17 protein-coding genes and 2 riboswitches are annotated in these 21044 nt (G+C 66.1%); of the genes, 11 read left to right on the top strand and 6 right to left on the bottom strand.

The genetic code is table 11. The annotated features are described in order from the left end of the window. The first annotated feature begins 132 nt into the window (after positions 1-132). From clpC1 to A7G45_RS09565, 6 genes are all read left to right on the top strand, one after another. On the top strand, positions 133-2655 hold the full coding sequence (gene clpC1 / locus A7G45_RS09540; protein ID WP_043397408.1) for an ATP-dependent protease ATP-binding subunit ClpC: 2523 nt from the start codon (positions 133-135) through the stop codon (positions 2653-2655). Positions 2656-2712: 57 nt separating this feature from the next. Continuing rightward, positions 2713-2858, top strand: a riboswitch (adenosylcobalamin (AdoCbl) riboswitch). A 2-nt stretch (positions 2859-2860) separates the two neighbouring features. Further along, entirely contained in the window at positions 2861-3088 is a 228-nt protein-coding gene (locus A7G45_RS09545) for a CbtB domain-containing protein (protein WP_043397410.1), read from the top strand. 13 nt (positions 3089-3101) lie between these two features. Next, complete coding sequence (locus A7G45_RS09550) at positions 3102-4010, top strand: CbtA family protein (protein ID WP_260936246.1); 909 nt, start codon at positions 3102-3104, stop codon at positions 4008-4010. 58 nt (positions 4011-4068) lie between these two features. Then, positions 4069-4497, top strand: coding sequence for a YbjQ family protein (locus A7G45_RS09555; protein WP_043397416.1), 429 nt, complete (start codon positions 4069-4071; stop codon positions 4495-4497). A 26-nt stretch (positions 4498-4523) separates the two neighbouring features. Further along, positions 4524-4730: riboswitch (cobalamin riboswitch) on the top strand. Positions 4731-4842: 112 nt separating this feature from the next. Continuing rightward, entirely contained in the window at positions 4843-7113 is a 2271-nt protein-coding gene (gene metE / locus A7G45_RS09560; RefSeq protein ID WP_260938076.1) for a 5-methyltetrahydropteroyltriglutamate--homocysteine S-methyltransferase, read from the top strand. Between the two features lie 134 nt (positions 7114-7247). Then, a complete protein-coding gene (locus A7G45_RS09565) occupies positions 7248-8165 on the top strand; it encodes an NADP-dependent oxidoreductase (protein ID WP_260936248.1) in 918 nt (305 codons plus the stop codon). A 12-nt stretch (positions 8166-8177) separates the two neighbouring features. Here A7G45_RS09565 and A7G45_RS09570 read toward each other — a convergent pair whose 3' ends face one another. Genes A7G45_RS09570 through prpD form a run of 4 tightly spaced genes read right to left on the bottom strand, consistent with a single transcriptional unit; the run spans position 8178 to position 15103 of the window. Further along, on the bottom strand, positions 8178-11573 hold the full coding sequence (locus tag A7G45_RS09570) for a pyruvate carboxylase (RefSeq protein WP_260936250.1): 3396 nt from the start codon (positions 11571-11573) through the stop codon (positions 8178-8180). Continuing rightward, positions 11566-12684, bottom strand: a complete 1119-nt coding sequence (locus A7G45_RS09575) for a bifunctional 2-methylcitrate synthase/citrate synthase (RefSeq protein ID WP_043397422.1) — start codon at positions 12682-12684, stop codon at positions 11566-11568. Before A7G45_RS09575 ends, A7G45_RS09570 begins: the two co-directional genes overlap by 8 nt. Beyond that, a complete protein-coding gene (gene prpB, locus A7G45_RS09580; protein WP_260936252.1) occupies positions 12681-13601 on the bottom strand; it encodes a methylisocitrate lyase in 921 nt (306 codons plus the stop codon). Before prpB ends, A7G45_RS09575 begins: the two co-directional genes overlap by 4 nt. Next, a complete protein-coding gene (gene prpD, locus A7G45_RS09585) occupies positions 13598-15103 on the bottom strand; it encodes a 2-methylcitrate dehydratase PrpD (protein ID WP_260936254.1) in 1506 nt (501 codons plus the stop codon). Before prpD ends, prpB begins: the two co-directional genes overlap by 4 nt. Before the next feature lie 110 nt (positions 15104-15213). Between prpD and A7G45_RS09590 the strand changes: the two genes are divergently transcribed. The 5 genes from A7G45_RS09590 (at position 15214) to A7G45_RS09610 (ending at position 19391) form a co-directional block, all read left to right on the top strand. After that, positions 15214-16638, top strand: coding sequence for a short-chain fatty acyl-CoA regulator family protein (locus A7G45_RS09590; protein WP_260938078.1), 1425 nt, complete (start codon positions 15214-15216; stop codon positions 16636-16638). Between the two features lie 34 nt (positions 16639-16672). Next, positions 16673-17566 carry a mycobacterial-type methylenetetrahydrofolate reductase gene (locus tag A7G45_RS09595; protein ID WP_260936256.1) on the top strand — a complete coding sequence of 298 codons (894 nt, stop codon included), beginning with the start codon at positions 16673-16675 and terminating at the stop codon, positions 17564-17566. A gap of 87 nt (positions 17567-17653) precedes the next feature. Next, on the top strand, positions 17654-18121 hold the full coding sequence (locus A7G45_RS09600) for a DUF4334 domain-containing protein (RefSeq protein ID WP_043400090.1): 468 nt from the start codon (positions 17654-17656) through the stop codon (positions 18119-18121). A 65-nt stretch (positions 18122-18186) separates the two neighbouring features. Beyond that, on the top strand, positions 18187-18738 hold the full coding sequence (locus tag A7G45_RS09605; RefSeq protein WP_260936263.1) for a TetR/AcrR family transcriptional regulator: 552 nt from the start codon (positions 18187-18189) through the stop codon (positions 18736-18738). Then, on the top strand, positions 18735-19391 hold the full coding sequence (locus tag A7G45_RS09610; protein WP_260936268.1) for a (2Fe-2S)-binding protein: 657 nt from the start codon (positions 18735-18737) through the stop codon (positions 19389-19391). The genes A7G45_RS09605 and A7G45_RS09610 overlap by 4 nt, the downstream gene beginning before the upstream one ends. Here A7G45_RS09610 and A7G45_RS09615 read toward each other — a convergent pair. Further along, complete coding sequence (locus A7G45_RS09615) at positions 19375-20724, bottom strand: serine hydrolase (RefSeq protein ID WP_377042043.1); 1350 nt, start codon at positions 20722-20724, stop codon at positions 19375-19377. The two genes, A7G45_RS09610 and A7G45_RS09615, sit on opposite strands and share 17 nt — an antisense overlap. After that, positions 20699-21016: a mycobilin-forming heme oxygenase MhuD gene (mhuD, locus tag A7G45_RS09620; RefSeq protein ID WP_043400081.1), complete on the bottom strand. Its 318-nt coding sequence runs from the start codon at positions 21014-21016 to the stop codon at positions 20699-20701. Before mhuD ends, A7G45_RS09615 begins: the two co-directional genes overlap by 26 nt. Between the last annotated feature and the right edge of the window lie 28 nt (positions 21017-21044).

Below are 21044 nucleotides of genomic sequence, written 5' to 3' on the forward strand. Positions count from 1 at the left end.
CCTTGCGAGCTAGGGGATACCGCAGGGCACGCATGGTCGCCGCCCATTAGAGTGGACGGTAGGCGCACAGCGTCGCGACACGCGAAGTGACGTGGCAGGAGCTGCGCTACGAGGGAGAGCAGGTAACCACCGATGTTTGAGAGATTCACCGACCGGGCCCGTCGGGTCGTCGTCCTGGCTCAAGAAGAAGCCCGGATGCTCAACCACAACTACATCGGCACCGAGCACATCCTGCTTGGACTCATTCATGAGGGCGAGGGCGTCGCCGCCAAGTCTCTGGAATCGCTGGGCATCTCGCTGGAAGGCGTGCGCAGTCAGGTCGAGGAGATCATCGGTCAGGGCCAGCAGGCTCCGTCCGGGCACATCCCCTTCACTCCGCGCGCCAAAAAGGTCCTCGAGCTGTCGCTGCGCGAGGCGCTGCAGCTCGGCCACAACTACATCGGCACCGAGCACATCCTGCTCGGCCTGATCCGCGAGGGTGAAGGCGTCGCCGCTCAGGTGCTCGTGAAGCTGGGCGCCGAGCTGACCCGCGTGCGTCAGCAGGTCATCCAGCTGCTCTCGGGCTACCAGGGCAAGGAGACCGCCGAAGCCGGCACCGGTGGCCGCGGTGGCGAGACGGGCAACCCGTCGACGTCGCTCGTGCTCGACCAGTTCGGCCGCAACCTGACCGCCGCCGCCGCCGAGGGCAAACTCGACCCGGTCATCGGCCGCGAGAAGGAAATCGAGCGGGTCATGCAGGTGCTGAGCCGCCGCACCAAGAACAACCCGGTGCTGATCGGTGAGCCCGGTGTCGGTAAGACCGCCGTCGTCGAGGGCCTGGCGCAGGCCATCGTGCACGGCGAGGTCCCCGAGACGCTCAAGGACAAGCAGCTCTACACGCTGGACCTCGGTTCGCTGGTCGCCGGCAGCCGCTACCGCGGTGACTTCGAAGAGCGCCTGAAGAAGGTGCTCAAGGAGATCAACACCCGCGGCGACATCATCCTGTTCATCGACGAGCTGCACACGCTCGTCGGTGCGGGTGCCGCCGAGGGCGCCATCGACGCCGCCAGCATCCTGAAGCCGAAGCTGGCCCGTGGCGAGCTGCAGACCATCGGTGCGACCACCCTCGACGAGTACCGCAAGTACATCGAGAAGGACGCCGCGCTCGAGCGCCGGTTCCAGCCGGTGCAGGTGGGTGAGCCGACTGTCGAGCACACCATCGAGATCCTCAAGGGTCTGCGCGACCGTTACGAGGCGCACCACCGCGTCTCGATCACCGACGGTGCGCTGGTCGCCGCCGCGACGCTGGCCGACCGGTACATCAACGACCGGTTCCTGCCGGACAAGGCCATCGACCTGATCGACGAGGCCGGCGCCCGCATGCGCATCCGCCGGATGACCGCTCCGCCAGACCTGCGCGAGTTCGACGAGAAGATCGCCGACGCGCGCCGGGAGAAGGAATCGGCCATCGACGCGCAGGACTTCGAGAAGGCAGCCCGGCTGCGCGACTCGGAGAAGACGCTGGTCGCCCAGCGCGCCGAGCGTGAGAAGCAGTGGCGTTCGGGTGACCTCGACGTGGTCGCCGAGGTCGACGACGAGCAGATCGCCGAGGTCCTGGGCAACTGGACCGGCATCCCGGTCTTCAAGCTGACCGAGGCCGAGACCACGCGCCTGCTGCGCATGGAAGATGAGCTGCACAAGCGGATCATCGGCCAGGTCGACGCCGTCAAGGCGGTCTCGAAGGCCATCCGGCGTACCCGGGCCGGCCTGAAGGACCCGAAGCGTCCGTCGGGCTCGTTCATCTTCGCCGGCCCGTCCGGTGTCGGTAAGACCGAGCTCTCGAAGGCGCTGGCCGAGTTCCTGTTCGGCGACGACGACGCGCTCATCCAGATCGACATGGGCGAGTTCCACGACCGCTTCACCGCGTCGCGGCTGTTCGGTGCCCCTCCGGGCTACGTCGGCTACGAAGAGGGCGGCCAGCTCACCGAGAAGGTGCGCCGCAAGCCGTTCAGCGTGGTGCTGTTCGACGAGATCGAGAAGGCCCACCAGGAGATCTACAACAGCCTCCTGCAGGTCCTCGAAGACGGCCGCCTGACCGACGGTCAGGGTCGCACCGTCGACTTCAAGAACACCGTGCTGATCTTCACCTCGAACCTCGGTACGAGCGACATCAGCAAGGCGGTTGGCCTCGGCTTCACCTCCGGTGGCGGCGAGAACAACTACGAGCGCATGAAGCTCAAGGTGCACGACGAGCTGAAGAAGCACTTCCGCCCGGAGTTCCTGAACCGTATCGACGACATCATCGTGTTCCACCAGCTGACGCAGGACGAGATCGTCCAGATGGTGGAGCTGATGATCGCCCGGGTCGGCAAGCAGCTCAAGGCCAAGGACATGGAGATGGAGCTGACGCCGAAGGCGAAGGCGCTCCTGGCCCGTCGCGGTTTCGATCCGGTGCTCGGTGCGCGGCCGCTGCGTCGCACCATCCAGCGCGAGATCGAGGACCAGCTCTCGGAGAAGATTCTCTTCGAAGAGGTCGGCCCCGGTCAGCTGGTCACCGTGGATGTCGAGAACTGGGACGGCGAGAGCGCCAACACCGAGGACGCGAAGTTCACGTTCGCCGGACGTCGCAAGGAATCGGCCGACCTGGCCGAGGCCGCGGCCACTGCCGCCGAATAACGGATCACGAAAAATACCCTCCCCGAACTTCGGGGAGGGTATTTTTCGGTGGGGGTGTATCTTGATCCCGGTATGACGGGGCATGGAAGCCGGTGAGAATCCGGCACGGTTGCGCCACTGTGAAGCCCCCCGGGGTGAGTCAGATCTTTCGCCGTCGTACAAAACCGAACACGTAGGGGCGCGTGACCCCATAGGAGGTTTGACCATGACGAGCAGTGCAGTTTCGAAGACTGGGCTGGTTTCCGCCGAGGCCCACCGGGCACTCTCGGCCACTCGGGTAGCGGTGCTGCTGGGTGTGACGATCTTTCTGGCGGTGCTGGCGTACTACCTGGTCGGTGTCGACGAGGGCATGATGTCGATGTTCGGCAAGACCGTCGTGGTCCACGAGTGGGTGCACGACTCGCGGCACTTCCTCGGCTTCCCCTGCCACTGATTCAGGGGACCTTGTGGAAATCCGCGTCATCGGGCGCGGAGCCCTCGCCGGTCTGATCGCCGGCATTCTGGGGTTCCTGGTTGCCCGCATTTTTGCTGAACCCGCCATCGACAAGGCCATCGACTACGAGTCGGGTCGCATGGATGTGCTCTCGACCATTCACACCGCCATGGGCCATCCGGTCGAGCCGGACGGACCGGAGCTGTTCAGCCGCTCCATCCAGTCGGGTATCGGTGCGGCCACCGGCATCATCGCCTTCTCGGTGGCGATGGGTGCGCTGGTCGCCGTCGCCTATCTGGTGCTGCACGGCCGCTTCAAAGTGCGGCCACTGGTGCTGGGCTGGGCTATCGCCGGCTTCGGTTTCCTCGGCGTGTACCTGCTGCCGTTCGTGAAGTATCCAGCGAACCCGCCGGCCATCGGCCACGAGTTCACCATCGAGACCCGGGGCTTCCTGTACCTGGGCATGGTGTGGGGATCGCTGACCTTGCTGGGGCTCGCGGTGTTCGCCGCGCGCAAGCTGTCCGCGAAGGTCGGCTGGGCACGCGCGGTCGGGACCGCGGTGCTCGGGTTCTTCGTGGTGTTCGGCGGCCTGCTGGCGGCGCTGCCGTCGCTCGGGGATCTGGCCGCCAACGTCGAGCACTCCGGCGAACTCGGCTTTGCGCGCGCCGCAACCGAGACACCGCAACCCATCACCAACACCTTCACCACGCCGGTGACCATCGACGGCAAGGTCTACGCCCCCGGGCAGCTGATCTACCCGGGCTTCGACGCCGACCTGCTGTGGAAGTTCCGGTGGTACTCGCTGCTCGATCAGGCACTGATCTGGGCGGTCATCGGGCTGGTGTTCGGCGGGCTCGTCGAGCGTTATCTCGGTGGGGCGAAGAAGGCCGTGCCCGCACAGGATGTGGCAGCAGCCGTCTGACGATTCCGGTTGCTGCGCACTACAGTTCGAGGCGTACCGACCAACGAAAGGCTGCAGCATGCTGGTTGTCACGACGAATGACCTGCCCGGGTGGGAGATTCAGCGAGTCTGCGGTGAGGTGTTCGGCCTTACCGTCCGGTCCCGGAACGCCTTCGCGCAGATGGGTGCCGGCTTCAAGGCGATGTTCGGCGGCGAGCTGCAGGGCATGACCAAGAACCTGGCCGAGAGCCGCAACGAGGCCATGGGCCGGCTCCTCCAGGAGTGTCAGGCCCGCGGCGGCAATGCCATTGTCGCGATGCGGTTCGACACCACCGAGATCGGTGATGTGTGGACCGAGATCTGCGCGTATGGCACTGCGGTGCAGGCGGTTCCGGTCACCGATGCCGCTCGCTACACGGCGCAGCAGCTGGGTTACGGCGGCGGCCCGGCGGGTCCGGGCGGTCCGGCCGGACCGGTTGGACCGGTTGGCCCGGGTCCGACAGGGTAATCTCCTCGGCGCAGCTGGTTTACCCATGACGCTTCGGTGTCATGGGTATCGAATGGCGGTGATTCGCCATGAGAGGGAACCCGGTGAGAATCCGGGACTGTCCCGCAGCGGTAAGCAGGAACGACCGCCGTCATCCGCACTGGTTCATCGCGAACCGGGAAGCGACGGCCACTAGGAGCACCAGAGGGTGCGCGCCTGCGAGTCCGAAGACCTGCCAGCTGTGCCGGATGCGCCGCGTCCGGCGGTGCATCGCCTCGTGGAATGGGCTGATCGCCGAGGGCGGTTTCGGCTGTCTTCGATGGATGTCCTTGGGCGGTGTGCACTTCCGTCGCATTTGAAGGACGTCTGTTGTCAACACCATTCACCGCCACCATTCTCGGTGCGCCCCGCATCGGCCCGGACCGGGAACTCAAGCGGGCCGTCGAACGCTACTGGGCCGGCCGGATCGACCGGGCCGCGCTAGAAGAAATCGCCGCGGGCTTGCGCCGCGATACTCTCGCCGCGTTGTCGGCCGCCGGCCTGGATTCGGTTCCGGTCAACACCTTTTCGTACTACGACCAGGTTCTCGACACCGCAGTGCTGCTCGGCGCCCTGCCGGCCCGAGTGGGCGGCGTAGTCGACGGCCTCGACCGCTATTTCGCCGCGGCACGCGGCACGGCGGACATCGCACCATTGGAGATGACGAAGTGGTTCGACACCAACTACCACTATCTGGTCCCGGAGATCGGCCCGGACGCCGTGTTCACCCTGCATCCGGAGAAGGTGCTGGCAGAGCTCAAAGAAGCTCAAGTGCAAGGGATTTCGGCTCGTCCGGTGATCGTCGGGCCGATCACCTTCCTGGCGCTGAGCAAGGCCGTCGATGGAGCACAGGCGCCCGTCGAGCGCCTCGGCGAGCTCTTGCCGCTGTATGCCGACCTGCTGGGCCGACTCGCCGATGCCGGTGCCGAGTGGGTGCAGATCGATGAGCCGGTGCTGGTGACCGACATCGTGGACAACGGTCCGGAGCTGGCCGAGCACGTCTACTCGACGCTCTCGGGTGCCGCCAACCGCCCGGCGATCCTGGTGGCCACCTACTTCGGCGCGCTGGGCGCCGCGCTGCCGGCGTTGGCCCGTACGCAGATCGACGGTGTCGCAGTCGATTTCGTCGCCGGTGGTGACCAGCCGGTAGCCGATGTACCGGGCCTGGCGGACAAGCTGGTGGTGGCCGGCGTCGTCGATGGCCGCAACATCTGGCGCACGGACCTGGCGGCGGCGCTGTCCCGGCTGGGTGCGCTACAGGGATCGGCAAAGGCCGTTGCCGTGTCGACGTCGTGCTCGACGCTGCATGTGCCGTACTCGCTCGATCCCGAAGACGGCCTCGATGACGCGCTCCGCAGCTGGTTGGCATTCGGTGCGGAGAAGGTCGCCGAAGTGGTGACGCTGGCCGCGGCGCTTCGCGATGGCCGGGGCAGGGTGGCCGCCGAGATCGCGGCATCCGATCGGGCAATCGCATCACGGGCACAGGACCCCCGCCTGCACGACAGAGCCGTCCGGGAGCGCCTGGACGCGGTGCTGGCCGAAGGCATCGGCCGCGGCCCGGCCGAGCAGCGTCGCAAGGCACAGGACGCCCGGCTGAACCTGCCGTCGCTGCCGACCACCACCATCGGCTCGTTCCCGCAGACCGTCGACATCCGAAAGGCCCGCGCCGCGCTGGTGGCCGGCGAGATCGGCGAGGCCGAGTACACCAAGCGGATGAAGGCCGAGGTCGAGACGGTCATCCGATTGCAGGAGGACCTGGGCCTGGACGTGCTGGTGCACGGCGAGCCCGAGCGCAACGACATGGTGCAGTACTTCGCCGAACAGTTGCATGGCTTCTTCGCCACCAAGAACGGCTGGGTCCAGTCGTACGGCAGCCGATGCGTGCGCCCGCCGGTGTTGTTCGGTGACGTCACCCGCCGGCAGCCGATGACGGTGGAATGGGCCAGGTACGCCCAGACTCTCACCGACAAGCCGGTCAAGGGCATGCTCACCGGTCCCGTGACGATCCTCGCCTGGTCGTTCGTCCGCGATGATCAACCGCTGGCCGACTCGGCCAACCAGGTGGCGCTGGCCATCCGGGACGAGACGGTCGATCTGCAGTCCGCAGGGATCGTCATCGTGCAGGTGGACGAGCCTGCGCTGCGTGAGCTGCTGCCGCTGCGTGACGCCGACAAGGCGGCGTACCTCGACTGGGCGGTCGGTGCGTTCCGGCTGTCCACCTCGGGCGTCAGCGATGCCACCCAGATTCACACGCACCTGTGCTACTCGGAGTTCGGTGAGGTGATCGGTGCCATCGCCGATCTCGATGCCGATGTGACGTCGATCGAGGCCGCCCGTTCCCACATGGAGGTGCTCGACGACCTCAACGGAATCGGGTTCTCGAACAGCGTCGGCCCGGGGGTATACGACATCCACTCGCCGCGCGTGCCCACCGCCGACGAGATGGTGACGTCACTGCGTCATGCGCTGGATGCCGTTCCGGCTGAGCGGCTTTGGGTGAACCCGGACTGTGGCCTCAAGACCCGCAGAACCGACGAGGTGACCGAGTCGCTGCGCAACATGGTGCAGGCGGCGCAGTTGGTTCGCGCCGCGCAGTAAGTCAAAGGCGATGCCCCGGAATCTGATTCAGATTCCGGGGCATCGTCTTGCTTCATGAAATAAATCCGGCGATCGACAGCTTGTCTTCAGGAGACCGGCGAGACTGCTGTCGGAACCCGATTGGAGACGGATAGATGTCGAGAATTGCGCAATTCGCCGAATACGGCACACCTGAGGTGCTACGCGTGGTCGACGCCGAGCCACCGGCTCCCGGACCCACCCAGGTACGGATCGCGGTACGCGCCGCGGGGGTGAACCCGATCGACTGGAAGATCGTTGCCGGGTACATGCGCGAACTCATTCCGCTCGAGCTGCCCGCGGGTGCAGGGTCCGACGTGGCGGGTGTCATTGATGCCGTCGGCTCTGAGGTCACCGAGTGGGCCGTCGGCGACGAGGTTCTGGGCCGATCGACGACCGGGTCGTTCGCCGATCATGCGCTGGCCGAACCTGCCGAGATCGTCCGCAAGCCCGAGGGTATTGCCTGGGAAGTTGCCGGTTCGCTGGCAGGTGCCGGTGGTACCGCGTATGCCGTGCTGAAGAAGCTCGGCGTCAAGGCCGGCGAGACACTGCTGGTCCACGCGGCCGCAGGCGGCGTGGGCACCTTCGCGGTCCAACTCGCAAAGGCCCAGGGCGTCAATGTCATTGGCACGGCAAGCGAATCCAACCACGACTACCTGCGGTCGCTCGGCGCGACGCCGGTCACCTACGGCGATGGTCTGCTCGACAGGGTCCGCGCAGTCGCGCCCCAGGGAGTCGACGCCGTTCTCGACGCCTCGGGCCGCGGGGAGATTCCGTTGTCCATCGAACTCACCGGAGATCCGGCGCGCGTTCTCACGTTGGTCGCCTTCGACGCTGCCGGCACCGGTATCCAAGTACACGTCGGCGGAGCGGGAAGCGAGCTGGGCGACGCTCTGCGGGAGCTGGCCACGCTCATCGCACAAGATCTCCTTGCCGTCTCGATCAGCCAGACATACCCGCTGACCGAAGCCGGTGCCGCGCTCGCCGCGAGCACGACAGGCCATGTTCACGGCAAGATCGTCGTTGTGCCGTGAACATGACCTCGGTCAGCTGACCACCACGAGCAGGTCGTTGCCTTCGACACTTGCGGTGGGAGCCACCGCAATCCGCTCGACGGTGCCGGCCTTTGGTGTCGTGATGGCGGCCTCCATCTTCATCGCCTCGATGGTGGCGACCGTCTGGCCGGCCTGCACCTGCTCACCCACCGCCACCCCGATGGTCACCACGCCGGCGAACGGCGCCGCGACGTGTTCGGGGTTGGTGCGGTCGGCCTTCTCCGCCGCGGGGACCGCGCTGTCGATCGACCTGTCCCGCACCAGGATCGGGCGCAGCTGGCCGTTCAGCAGGCACAGGACGGTGCGCATGCCGCGGTCGTCGGGTTCAGAGATGGCCTCGAGCCCGATGAGCAGTTCGACGCCTTTTTCCAATTTCACCCGGTGCTCCTCGCCACGGCGCAGCCCGTAGAAGAACTGGTTGGCGCTCAGACTCGAGGTGTCCCCGAATTGCCTTCGATGTGAAAGGAATTCGCGGGTCGGTCCCGGGAACAGCAATCGATTGAGGGCAGCTCTGCGGGTCGGCCCCGGCTCCGCCAGTTCGGCGTAGTCCTCGACGGTGAGTTCGGTGTCCGGTTTTGGTTCTGCCCGCCCTTGCAGGGCCTTGGTACGCAACGGCTCCGGCCAGCCGCCGGCCGGCTCACCGAGCTCGCCGCGCAGGAAGCCGATCACCGAGTCCGGGATGTCGTAGCGGGCCGGGTCGGCCGAGAACTCCTGGGCGCTGATCCCGGCGCCGACCAGAGCCAGCGCCAGATCCCCGACCACCTTGCTCGACGGGGTCACCTTCACCAGCCTGCCCAGTGCGTGATCGGCGCCGGCGTAGGCATTCTCGATGTCCTCGAACCGTCCGCCCAATCCGAGGGCGACGGCCTGGGTCCGCAGGTTGCTGAGTTGCCCGCCGGGAATCTCGTGGGTGTACACCCGGCCGGTCGGGGACGGTAGTCCCGCCTCGAACGGGGCATAGACCCGACGCAGCGCCTCCCAATACGGCTCCAGCTCACAGACATCCGCCAACGACAGCCCGGTGTCGTGGACGGTGTGCGCGGCAGCGGCCACGATCGAACTCAGTGCAGGCTGGCTGGTGGTACCGGCCAGCGGCGCTGCTGCGCCGTCGACCGCCGATGCGCCGGCCTGCCAGGCCGCGACGTACGTTGCCAGCTGGCCACCCGGGGTGTCGTGGGTATGGACGTGGATCGGCAGATCGAATCGGGAACGCAACGCCGACACCAGTGTTGCCGCGGCAGGCGGCCGCAACAGCCCGGCCATGTCCTTGATCGCCAGCACATGTGCGCCGGCTTCGACGATCTGGTCGGCCAGCTTGAGCCAGTAATCGAGCGTGTACAGCGTCTCGTTGGGGTCCGACAGATCGCCGGTGTACGACATCGCCACTTCGGCTACCGCGGAACCGGTTTCGCGCACCGCGTCGATCGCCGGACGCATCGAGTCCACGTTGTTCAACGCGTCGAATATCCGGAAGATGTCGATGCCGGTGGTCGTGGCCTCCTGCACGAACGACGACGTGACCGACACGGGATATGGCGTGTATCCGACGGTGTTGCGTCCTCGCAGCAGCATCTGCAGGCAGATGTTGGGCATTGCCTCCCGCAGTGCGGCCAGCCGCTCCCACGGGTCTTCCTTCAGGAACCGAAGCGCCACATCGTATGTCGCGCCGCCCCAGCACTCGACCGACAGCAGCTGCGGTGTCATCCGGGCGACGTACGGTGCCACCTTGACCAGGCCGGAGGTACGCACCCGGGTGGCCAGCAGCGATTGGTGCGCATCGCGGAACGTGGTGTCGGTGACCCACAATCGCGGCGATTCCAGCAGAGACCGGGCGAAACCTTCTGGCCCGAGTTCGGTCAGCAGCTGCTTGCTGCCTGCCGGTGGCGGCCCGCCGAGATCGATGTCCGGCAGCTTGTCGCGTGGGTACACCGCTGACTGGCGCACGCCGTGCGGTTTGTTGACCGTCACGTCGGCGAGGTAGTTGAGGATGCGCGTGCCGCGGTCCCCAGGGGTGTGTGCGGTCAGCAACTGCGGCCGCTGGTCGATGAACGACGTAGACACATTGCCCGCGGCGAAGTCCGGATCATCCAGAACTGCTTGCAGGAAAGGGATATTCGTCGATACCCCACGGATCCGGAACTCGGCGAGAGCTCGCCGGGCCCGTTTGACCGCCGTCGCGAAGTCGTGACCCCGGCAGGTGAGTTTGACCAGCATGGAATCGAAATGCGCGGAGATCTCCGCGCCGACATTTGTGCCTCCGTCCAACCGCACCCCGGCGCCTCCGGGGCTGCGGTAAGCGGTGATCCGGCCGGTATCCGGCCGGAACCCGTTGACGGGATCCTCGGTGGTGATCCGGCATTGCATGGCGGCGCCGCGGATCCGGACGCTGTCCTGGCTCAGACCGAGATCGGCCAACGACTGACCGGCCGCGATCCGCAGCTGCGAGGCCACCAGGTCCACATCGGTGACTTCCTCGGTCACCGTGTGCTCGACCTGAATCCGGGGATTGCACTCGATGAACATGTGGCGCCCGCGCTCATCGAGCAGGAACTCGACGGTGCCGGCGCAGAAGTAGCCGATCTGGCGGGCGAATCTCACGGCGTCAGAGCAGATTCGGGCCCGCAGCTCGTCGCTGAGGTTCGGGGCCGGTGCCAGCTCGATGACCTTCTGATGCCGGCGCTGCACACTGCAGTCTCGCTCGAACAGGTGGATCACCTCGCCGGTGCCGTCGGCCAGAATCTGCACCTCGATGTGGCGTGGATTGAGCACCGCCTGTTCGAGGTAGACCATCGGGTCGCCGAACGCGGACTCCGCCTCCCGGGACGCGGCTTCGATGGCCTCGGCCAAGGCGGCGGGCTCGGTCACCCTGCGCATGCCGCGGCCACCGCCACCGGAGACGGCCTTGACGAACAGCGGGAACTCCATATCGGCTGCGGCCGTGAGCAGTTCGTCGACCGATGCAGATGGTTCGGACGAAGTCAGCACCGGCAGGCCGGCGGCCCGGGCCGCCGCGATGGCGCTGGCCTTGTTGCCGGTCAGTTCGAGCACTCCGGCGTCGGGACCGACGAACGTGATCCCCGCGGCGGCGCATGCCGATGCCAGTTCCGGGTTCTCCGAGAGGAACCCATAACCCGGATACACGGCATCGGCGCCGGACAACCGGGCCACCCGGATGATCTCGGACACTGCGAGGTAGGCCCGAACGGGGTGGCCCGGTTCGCCGATCTGGTAGGACTCGTCGGCCTTCAACCGATGTGGAGAATTCCGATCCTCGTACGCGTAGACCGCGACGGTCGCGATGCCCAGCTCGAAGGCCGCCCTGAACGCCCGGATCGCGATTTCACCGCGGTTGGCAACGAGGACTTTTCGGATTGCGTGCTCAGGCAATGGAACGCTGAGGTCGGCCCGAGTACTCGCTCAGGGGGCGGATCAGGGCGTTCGACGCTGCCTGCTCCATGATGTGCGCGGTCCAGCCGGTGATCCTCGACATCACGAAAAGCGGTGTGAAAACGGGGATATCGAACCCCATCAGGTAGTAGGCCGGTCCGGTGGGGAAATCGAGGTTCGGTTTGATCTTGGTTGCGACGAACATCTCGCGTTCCAGCACGTGGTAGATGTCCAACCATTGCTGACCGCCGCGCGCGGCCACCACGCGGTCCAGTGCGGCCTTCATGGTCGGCACCCGGGAGTCGCCGTTCTTGTAGACGCGGTGCCCGAAGCCCATCACCTTGTCCTTGCGAGACAGCTTGCCGTGCAGCCATTTCGCGGCGTTCTCGGCAGAGCCGATCTCCAGCATGTCGTGCATGACCGCTTCGTTGGCGCCGCCGTGCAGCGACCCTTTGAGCGCCCCGATGGCAGCGGTCACGGCGCTGTAGATGTCCGACTGAGTAGAGGTCACGACCCGGGCAGCGAAGGTCGACGCGTTGAAGCTGTGCTCGGCGTACAGCACCATCGACTGGCTGAATGCCTCGACGATCGCCGGCTCCGGTACCTCGCCGAAGCACATGTTGAGGAAGTTCTCGGCATAGCCCAGGTGACTGTGCGGCGCGATGGGCGGCAGCCCCTGTCTGCGGCGGATGTCGGCGGCGACGATGGTCGGCAGCACGGCGAACATCCGTAATGACTTGGCGTAGTTGGCCGTCGGGGTGCTGACGTCCTCTTCGGGATCTTCGGCGCCCAGGTAGCTGATCGCGGTACGTACCACGTCCATCGGGTGGCAGCTGTCCGGCAGCTTGGCCAACAGCGAGTACATCGACCGGTCGACCCGGCGGGACGCGCGCTCGCGCTGGCAGAACAACGCCAGCTCCTGGTCGGTCGGCAGCTCGCCGTGCCAGAGCAGATACGCAACCTGTTCAAAGCTGCAGTGCGCCGCCAGATCCTGCACCGGGTAACCACGGTAGGTCAGGCTGTTGGTCTCGGGCACGACCTTCGAGATGGCGGTGGTGTCGACGACGACGCCGGCGAGGCCCTTGCGGATGTGAGACGTTTCGGTGGTCATGCTTTCACGTCCTGGAGGGTGAAATTGAAGATGTCTGAATCGAATTCGTTGTATTCGGCATAGCGCAGCAGCTCGTAGAGCCGGCTGCGATGCTGCATCTGGTCAAGCAGGCCGGCTTGCGTTCCAGCAGTGTGGATTTCGCGCAAGCCCACCTCGACCGCGTACATCGCCAGGCGCAACGTGGTGACCGGGTAGATCACCATGTTGTAGCCGATGTCGGACAGCTGCTGGGCCGTGACGAGTTCCGACTTCCCGAACTCGGTCATGTTGGCCAGCAATGGCGTATCGACCGCTGCCCGGAAGCGCTCGAATTCGCTTGGGCTGGAGAGCGCCTCGGTGAAGATCAGGTCGGCGCCGGCATCGGCGTAGGCCATTGCCCGGTCGATGGCGGAGTCGATGCCCTCGATGCCTGCGGCGTCGGTCCTGGCGCAGATGACGAAGTTGGGGTCCCGGCGGGCCGCGACCGCCGCACGCAGCCGCTTGATCATCTCGGCTGCGGGCACCACGGCCTTGCCGTCCAGGTGGCCGCAACGCTTCGGGTTCACCTGGTCTTCGAGATGACAGCCGGCCAGCCCGGCGTCCTCGAGGACCGTGATGGTGCGCGCGGCGCTCATCGGCTCACCAAAGCCGGTGTCGGCGTCCACCAGCGTGGGCAGGTCGGTGGCCGCGGCGATCTGGGCGCTGCGGCCGGCCACCTCGCTCAAGGTGGTCAGCCCGATGTCGGGCAGGCCGAGATCAGCCGACAGCACCGCGCCGGAGACGTAGACCCCCTCAAATCCAATCTCCGACACGAGCTTTGCCACCAGCGGCGAGAACGCACCCGGATAGCGTTGCAGCTGGCCGGAATTCAGTGCGGACCGAAACTTGGCGCGCTTGTCGGCGGCAGACACCGTCGCCCCCAACAGTCCGGCGCTCATCGGAAGATCCCCGAGGGGATCGTCGGAGCCTTGTCCAGGACGACCTGCTCGACCCGCAGGTTGAGCGCGTCGAGGCTGCCCGGCTTCATGGCGGCGAGGCTGTCGACGACGGTCAGGAACCGCTGCTGTTCGTCCTCGGCGATCACGCCGTCGGCCAGCACGGTGAACTTGTTGCGGTACTGCTCACGCTCGAACGGGCGGGCGCCCAGCGGGTGCGCGTCGGCGACGGCGAGTTCGTCGACGATCACCTCTCCGCTCTTGAGCGTCACCACAGCCCTGGCGCCGAATGCCTTCTCGGCCGGGTCATCCGAGTGGTAGCGCCGCGTCCACTCCGGGTCCTCGACGGTGGAGATCTTGCGCCACAGCTCGATGGTGTCCGGCCGGTGCGCACGTTCGGGGGCGTACGACCGCTCGTGGTGCCATTCACCGTCCTGCAGGGCCACCGCGAAGATGTACATCACCGAGTGGTCCAGGGTTTCTCGTGAAGCATCGGGGTCGAACTTCTGCGGATCGCCCGAGCCGGTGCCGATGACCACGTGGGTGTGGTGGCTGGTGTGCAACACGATGGTGGCGATCTGGTCCAGATCGCCGATCCGCGAACGCATCCGGCGAGCCAGGTCGATCGGCGCCTGACTCTGGTACTCGGCGCTGTGTTCCTTGGTGTAGCTGTCGAGGATGGCCGCCTTGGGCTCCCCGGGACCCGGCAGCGGCACCTGGTAGATGTGCTCGGGTCCGGACAACAGCCAGGCGATGACGCCGTCCTCGCCTTCCCAGATGGGAGCGGGGGAGCCCTCGCCGCGCATGGCGCGGTCGACGGCCTCGATGGCGACCTTGCCGGCCAGCGCGGGGGCGTAGGCCTTCCAGCTCGAGATCAGGCCCTTGCGGGACTGCCGGGTCGCGGTGGTCAGGTGCAGCGCCTGGCCGACTGCGGCATAGATGGTCTCGGGGTCCAGTCGCAGCATGGTGCCGAGGCCGGCCGCGACCGACGGGCCGAGGTGTGCGACGTGGTCGATCTTGTGCTCGTGCAGGCAGATTCCGCGGACCAGGTCCATCTGCACCTCGTAGGCGGTGGCGATGCCGCGGATCAGGTCGCTGCCACGGACGTCGAGCTGCTGGGCCACCGCCACCAGTGCCGGAATGTTGTCACCGGGATGCGAGTACTCGGCGGCCAGGAAGGTGTCGTGGAAATCGAGTTCGCGGACGGCGACCCCGTTGGCCCAGGCGGCCCACTCCGGCGAGTAGGTGCCGTCGACGCCGAACACGGTCGCGCCGCGCTGCGTGCGGTGAGCCTGGGCCTGGGTGCGGGCAACGGTGACCGGCCGGCGGATCACCGACGCGGCAGACACGGAGGCGTTGTCGATGATGCGGTTGATGACCATCGCCTCGACTGCAGGCGTGACCTCGACGGGGTCGGCGGCGATCTCGGCGATCTTCCAGGCCAGGTGTTCCGAGCGGGGGAACTCTTCGGCGCTGCGTCGGGTGCGTACCTCGTGTGTCTGCATGATTCGCACGGTACGCAGCTGGTTGGGTACGCAAAAGCCCCTGTAAATGCGTAATTTTGTGTCCTCGTACGGACGAGTTTGCAAACTTTGTGTAAGTGGATCGAGTTACGCTGGCGGCGGTGCCGAAGACATTCGTGGGCGCCCGTCTACGACGGCTGCGCGAAGAGCAGGGCCTGACTCAGGTCGCGCTGGCGCGCGCCTTGGATCTGTCGACCAGCTACGTCAATCAGCTCGAGAATGATCAGCGACCGGTGACGGTGCCGGTGCTGCTGGCGCTGGCTGAACGGTTCGAGCTGCCGACCAACTACTTCGCGCCCGATTCGGATGCGCGCCTGGTGTCGGACCTGCGCGAGATCCTCGTCGACACCGCGGCCACCGCCGGCCAGATCGAGGAGCTGGTGGCGAGAATGCCGGCCGTCGGTCAGATGCTGGTCAGCATGAACCGCCGATTGTTCGACGCGACAACCGAACTCGACGCCATGCATACCCGGGCGAATGTGGACACCTCGGTGGCCGCGCAACAACCGATGCCGTTCGAGGAAGTACGGGACTTCTTCTACGACCGCAAGAACTACATCGGTGAACTCGACGAAGCGGCCGAATCGTTGTTCGTCGCGAGCCGTCTGCGGCTCGGGGGTCTGGACGCTCAACTCGCCGATCTGTTGGCAGAGGAGTTCGGGGTCATCGTGGTGATCGACGACGGTGATGTGTTGGGCCCCAACACACAACGGTCCTATCGGCCCGACACCGGCGTGTTGTACATCGCGCGCTGGCTGCATCCCGGGCAGCGCGCCTTCCAGCTGGCCACCCAGGTGGCGCTGCTGAGGCATTCGGAATTGATCTCCGCCATCGTCGCCACGGCCGACCAACTCAGTTCCGAGGCAACGGAAGTCGCGCGCATCGGCCTGGCCAACTACTTCGCCGGCGCGTTGCTGTTGCCGTATCGGATGTTCCTGGACGCGGCCGAGGAATTGCGTTACGACATCGATCAGCTGGCGCGACGGTTCGACGTCGGGTTCGAGACGATCTGTCACCGTCTCTCGACGCTGCAGCGGCCGGATGCGCGTGGTGTGCCCTTCATCTTCGTTCGCACCGATAGTGCCGGGAACATCTCGAAGCGTCAGTCCGCCACGGCATTTCACTTCTCCCGGGTGGGTGGTAACTGTCCGCTGTGGGTGGTGCACCATGCCGCCGAGCGGCCCGGTGAGTTCATCACCCAGGTCGCGGAGATGCCCGACGGTCGGTCGTACTTCTGGATCGCGCGCACCACGTCGTCTGCTCCGAGTCGATATCGCGGCCCCCGCAAGCGTTTTGCCATCGGACTGGGCTGCGACCTGGTCCATGCCGAGAAACTCATTTATGCGGCGGGAATCGATTTGGCAGATCCCGACGCGGCGGTGCCGATCGGGGCGGGCTGCAAAATCTGCGACCGCCCGGCGTGCCCGCAACGAGCCTTTCCCTACGTCGGCCGGCCCGTGCACGTCGATCCGTACAACAGCAGTGACTTGCCATACTCGTCCGCCGCGCAGGCGTGACCTTCCCGACCGTCTTCAGAGCTGGAGTTCCCGAATGTCCCTGAAAACCATTGCGCTCGAACTGGTTCCGCCCAACCTTGAATTGGGTTTACAGATCGCCGTCGACGAGGCGCGCAAGGTGTTGTCGTGTGCCGCCTCGGTGGGTCTCGAGGGCCGTATTCGGCACGTGATGATCCCGGGGATGATCGAGGAAGACGGCGATCGGCCCATCGAGATGAAGCCGAAGATGGACGTCCTGGATTTTTGGCAGTTGATGAAGCCTGAGCTGCCGGGGATGCGTGGGTTGTGCACGCAGGTGACGTCGTTTTTGGATGAGGATGCGCTCGGCAAGCGGCTGAGGGTGTTGCAGGATGCGGACTTCGATGGCATCGCGTTCGTGGGTGTGCCGCGCACCATGAGCGACGGCGACGGTACGGGTGTGGCCCCGACTGATGCGTTGACGATCTACCGGGATCAGGTGCCCAACCGGGGTGTCATCTTGATCCCGACGCGTGATGGCGAGCAGGGACGCTTCAACTTCAAGATTGAGCAGGGCGCCACGTACGGGATGACGCAGTTGCTCTATTCGGACACCATTGTGGGGTTTTTGAAGGAGTTCGCTGCGACCACCGTGCATCGGCCGGAGCTGTTGTTGTCGTTCGGGTTTGTGCCGAAGATGGAGTCCAAGGTCGGTTTGATCAACTGGCTGATTCAGGATCCGGGTAATCCGTTGGTGGCCGCGGAGCAGGAGTTCGTGACGCGGCTGGCCGGTGAGGAACCGGCGGTCAAGCGGACGTTGATGCTCGATCTGTACAAGCGCGTTATCGATGGGGTCGGTGAGTTGGGTTTCCCGATCAGCATCCACCTGGAAGCCGCGTATGGGGTGTCCAAGCCGGCGTTTGAGACGTTCGCCGCGATGTTGGACTACTGGGCACCCGACCAGCCCTAGCCTTTTCCCCCGCCGAGCCGGGGCTTGCCGAACCGGTTGGTTCGGGATTACAGTCAGTTTCCGAACCAACTGACTTGGGAGGTCCTTGTGGACGTCGATACCGCTCGTGCTCGTTTCACCGAACTGCGGGGCCAGGCCCATGTCGATTCGGCCGAGCTGGACGAAATCTGGGCCTCGCTGCAGCCGGTCCGTGCCGAAGACATCGTCGGCAACTGGAAGGGCGACGAGTTCGACACGGGACACAAGATGAACGGCCAGCTCCAGGCCGCCCGGTGGTACGGCAAGATCTTCAAATCGGTCAACGACGTCGAGCCCATCGTCTGCTACGACGAAGCGGGGCAGCTGTTTTCGAACCGCGACCTGAGCCGCGGCGGAGCATCGTTGTGGGACATCGAGTTTCGCGGCGAGGTTACGGGGACCATGGTCTACGACGGCCAGCCGGTGTTCGATCATTTCAAGCGGGTCGATGACGACACGCTGATGGGCATCATGAATGGCAAGCGCCAGCGGACCGGCGACAAGTTCCTGTACTTCTTGTTGGAACGTGACCAGTGAGGTAGCTGGCTGTTACCCTGGCGATTGCTATGAGGGCGGCCGGACATGCAACGCGTGAGCGCATCATGGCTGCCGCCAAAGCGGAGTTCTCCGCCCTCGGGTTTGCCGGCGCCCGGCTGAATCGCATTGCGGCCGAGGCCAATGCCAGCAAAGAGCGGCTGTACAGCTACTTCCAGAGTAAGCAGAACCTCTTCGAGGCAGTCGTCGAGCAGTGGATTCAGGACGCGCCGTATGACGCGATATTCAAACCCGACGACGTCCCGGCGTACACCGTCGCCCTCTTCGACTACATGGTGGCCGATCCGGTCGGGGCGCGTCTGCAGCGCTGGATCGAGTTGGAGGCGGCCGGCGGGATGTTCGGTGACCACGTGCTGCGCCGCATCTTCCAGTCCAAGCTCGATCGCATCGCCGAAGCGCAACGCAACGGGATCATCGACGCGTCCTGGCGCCCGATCGACCTGCTGATGTTGCTCAACGACATGACCTACGCGCTGGCCGCGGGCGGATTCGGGATCGACCGCATCGTCGATCAGCCGATGTCGCCGGAAACCGCCGCCGTGCGCCGGGCCGCTGCCGCCGAAGCCGCTCGCCGGCTGGTTCTGCACCCCCAGCAGTGAACGACCAGTTGGCCGCGTTCGGCCCCTTCTTCGGCGTTGTGCGGCAGGCCGATTCACCGGCCGCACAGTGGCGGCCGATGGCCGAGCTTGCCCACGATCCCAGCGTCTTGGCGGCGCGAGTGGACCGCGTCCGGTCGGCGCTGGCGGCCAGTGGACAGCGCCGGCCCGAGCAGATCGACGGCCGCGTCGCTGCGTCGGTCGCGCATCTCGGGCTGGTGGCGCGGCTGATCGCCCCGATGATCGGCACTGCGGCTCTCGGCGAACCGGTGTCGTGGTCGCTGGCCGACCTGTCCTGGCAGGACCAGTTGGGCGGGCCCTACCCGCTCGCGGTGTCGACGTCGGCCACCGCGGGCCCGCCCGCCGTGGAGACCATCACCGAAGTGTTCGCACCATTCGGCGTCAGCCCAAAAGTGTTGTGGGGCAACGTGGGATCGGCAGCCAACAGTGCGGCCAAGCAGATCATCCAGGCCCGGCCGGACCTGACCGGGCCGGCCGGAAAAGCGGCCGACGCCGTGCTCGCGGACTCCAGGGTCGACGGGGGAGTGCTGCGGTCAGGGCCCGCATTCCGCCGCAACAGCTGCTGCCTGATCTACCAACTGGCAGGCGGCGCGGGCGGTTACTGCGGCGACTGTGTGCTCACCGCACCGGGATGAGATCGAACGCCTGCTTGATGATGCTCAGCAGCCACTGCGCCGCGGTCTGACCCTTGAACGTCGGCCAGGTCAGCTGGAAGTTCACCACCCATGGCTGGCCGGTGTGGTCGACGGCGTACCAGCTGAAGCCGAGGTCGCCGGGCAGGTTGCCACCCTTCGAGCCGAGGTAGGGCCACTTGGCCCGGTCCAGGTCGATGCCGGCGACCTTGGACATGATGTCGCGTACCGGCGCGGCGGGTCCGGCAGCGGCAGCCTGCACCGCGACGTGCTCGCGGCAGATGTCGGCGGCGCTGCCGTACCACTCGGCCCCGATGCTGGACGCCGGCGTGCGGGTGCGGTACGGGTCAGGCTCGTACGGGCGCGAACTCACCTGCTGCAGCAGGGCCGTGCGCTGCTCCTTCGTGCCGTTCTTCCACTGGTCGCGGACGTCGGGCTTGCCCCAGCCGATGGAAAACAGCTCGTGCATGGTCGGGTAGGGCGTCAGGCTCGCCGGGTCGTGATGCCCGGCGACGACGAGCGCCTCGTCCACGGCGGCCGGACCCACCTTGTTGATCAGCATGTCGGTGGCCATGTTGTCGCTGACCGAGATCATCTGCTGGGCGGCCTCGTGCACCGTCACCTGCGTGCCAGGGGCCAGGTTGTCCAGGCCGGCAGAACCGAGCTTCTTGCCTTCGGCGGTGACGGTGACCTTGTCGTCCCAGCTGAGGGTGCCGGCTGACACCGCGCGCGCAACGGCAAGCAGCACATAGATTTTCATGATCGAGGCCAGTGGCATCGGTTCGTCGACATTGGTGCCGGCGACCTTGACGCACTTGCCGTCGACGACCTTGGCGACCTGATACGAGTAGTGGGCGCCGGACTTCGCGATCTGCGTGTCGACGTCCGCCCAGGACTTGACGGGCGGCGGCCGCAGCGAGACCTCCATGCGGTCGACGGTGCCCTTGCTGTCGACGTGCAGCTCGATGTCCTGGTTCACGCCGTACGAGTTGGTGACGTGCAGGGTCGAATGCCCGGCGCCGATGTCGATGCCCGTGAGCTTGAACGGGCGGTCCCACCAGATCCACTTCATCCGGTAGGTGATGTCGTCCACTTGGTCGGGCGCCGCGAGCGTCTTGACCCCGGCGGGCTCGATGGACCAGTCCGAGTTGAGCATGTCCATCGTCTGCCTGGACCGCATGCCCTGAGGCGTGGTCATGTCGATCAGCGCGCCGTAGGCAGCGCTCGACAACGGCGGGGCGGCTGCAGGCGTGCTGCAGCCACCCAGTACCACGATGACTGCGCCGGCCAGGGCCAGTGCAGTGCGGGTCTTACGACTGCTGGTCGGAACCGGCAACGTCCAACACAACCTCGAATTCGAGAAGTGATGCTCCGGTGGCGACGGGGTTGGCCCGCTGCCCGGCGTGTGCCTCGACGGCGGGGCCGGTGGCCCAGGCCTGGAACGCCTCGTCGGACTCCCACTGCGTCACCACGAAGTAGCGGTTCTCGCCCTTGACCGGGCGCAGCAGCTGGAACCCGAGGAAGCCGGGCTGGCCGTCCACTGCGTGAGCACGGTTCGCGAACCGCTTCTCCAATTCCGGACCGGCGTTGGGCGGAACTTCGATCGCATTGATCTTCACCACAGGCATGTGGTTCAGGCTACCGCGCTGGCCCGCA

Origin of the sequence: Mycolicibacterium llatzerense (assembly GCF_025331195.1) — a bacterium.
Classification (GTDB): domain Bacteria; phylum Actinomycetota; class Actinomycetes; order Mycobacteriales; family Mycobacteriaceae; genus Mycobacterium; species Mycobacterium llatzerense.

Excerpts from the sequence above, each read along its gene's own strand:
- prpB (WP_260936252.1), bottom strand. The coding sequence starts at position 13,601 with ATGAGCGCCGGACTGTTGGGGGCGACGGTGTCTGCCGCCGACAAGCGC.
- A7G45_RS09595 (WP_260936256.1), top strand. The coding sequence starts at position 16,673 with ATGTCCCTGAAAACCATTGCGCTCGAACTGGTTCCGCCCAACCTTGAA.
- A7G45_RS09605 (WP_260936263.1), top strand. The coding sequence starts at position 18,187 with ATGGCTGCCGCCAAAGCGGAGTTCTCCGCCCTCGGGTTTGCCGGCGCC.
- A7G45_RS09565 (WP_260936248.1), top strand. The coding sequence starts at position 7,248 with ATGTCGAGAATTGCGCAATTCGCCGAATACGGCACACCTGAGGTGCTA.
- mhuD (WP_043400081.1), bottom strand. The coding sequence starts at position 21,016 with ATGCCTGTGGTGAAGATCAATGCGATCGAAGTTCCGCCCAACGCCGGT.
- A7G45_RS09575 (WP_043397422.1), bottom strand. The coding sequence starts at position 12,684 with ATGACCACCGAAACGTCTCACATCCGCAAGGGCCTCGCCGGCGTCGTC.
- clpC1 (WP_043397408.1), top strand. The coding sequence starts at position 133 with ATGTTTGAGAGATTCACCGACCGGGCCCGTCGGGTCGTCGTCCTGGCT.
- A7G45_RS09555 (WP_043397416.1), top strand. The coding sequence starts at position 4,069 with ATGCTGGTTGTCACGACGAATGACCTGCCCGGGTGGGAGATTCAGCGA.
- prpD (WP_260936254.1), bottom strand. The coding sequence starts at position 15,103 with ATGCAGACACACGAGGTACGCACCCGACGCAGCGCCGAAGAGTTCCCC.
- A7G45_RS09545 (WP_043397410.1), top strand. The coding sequence starts at position 2,861 with ATGACGAGCAGTGCAGTTTCGAAGACTGGGCTGGTTTCCGCCGAGGCC.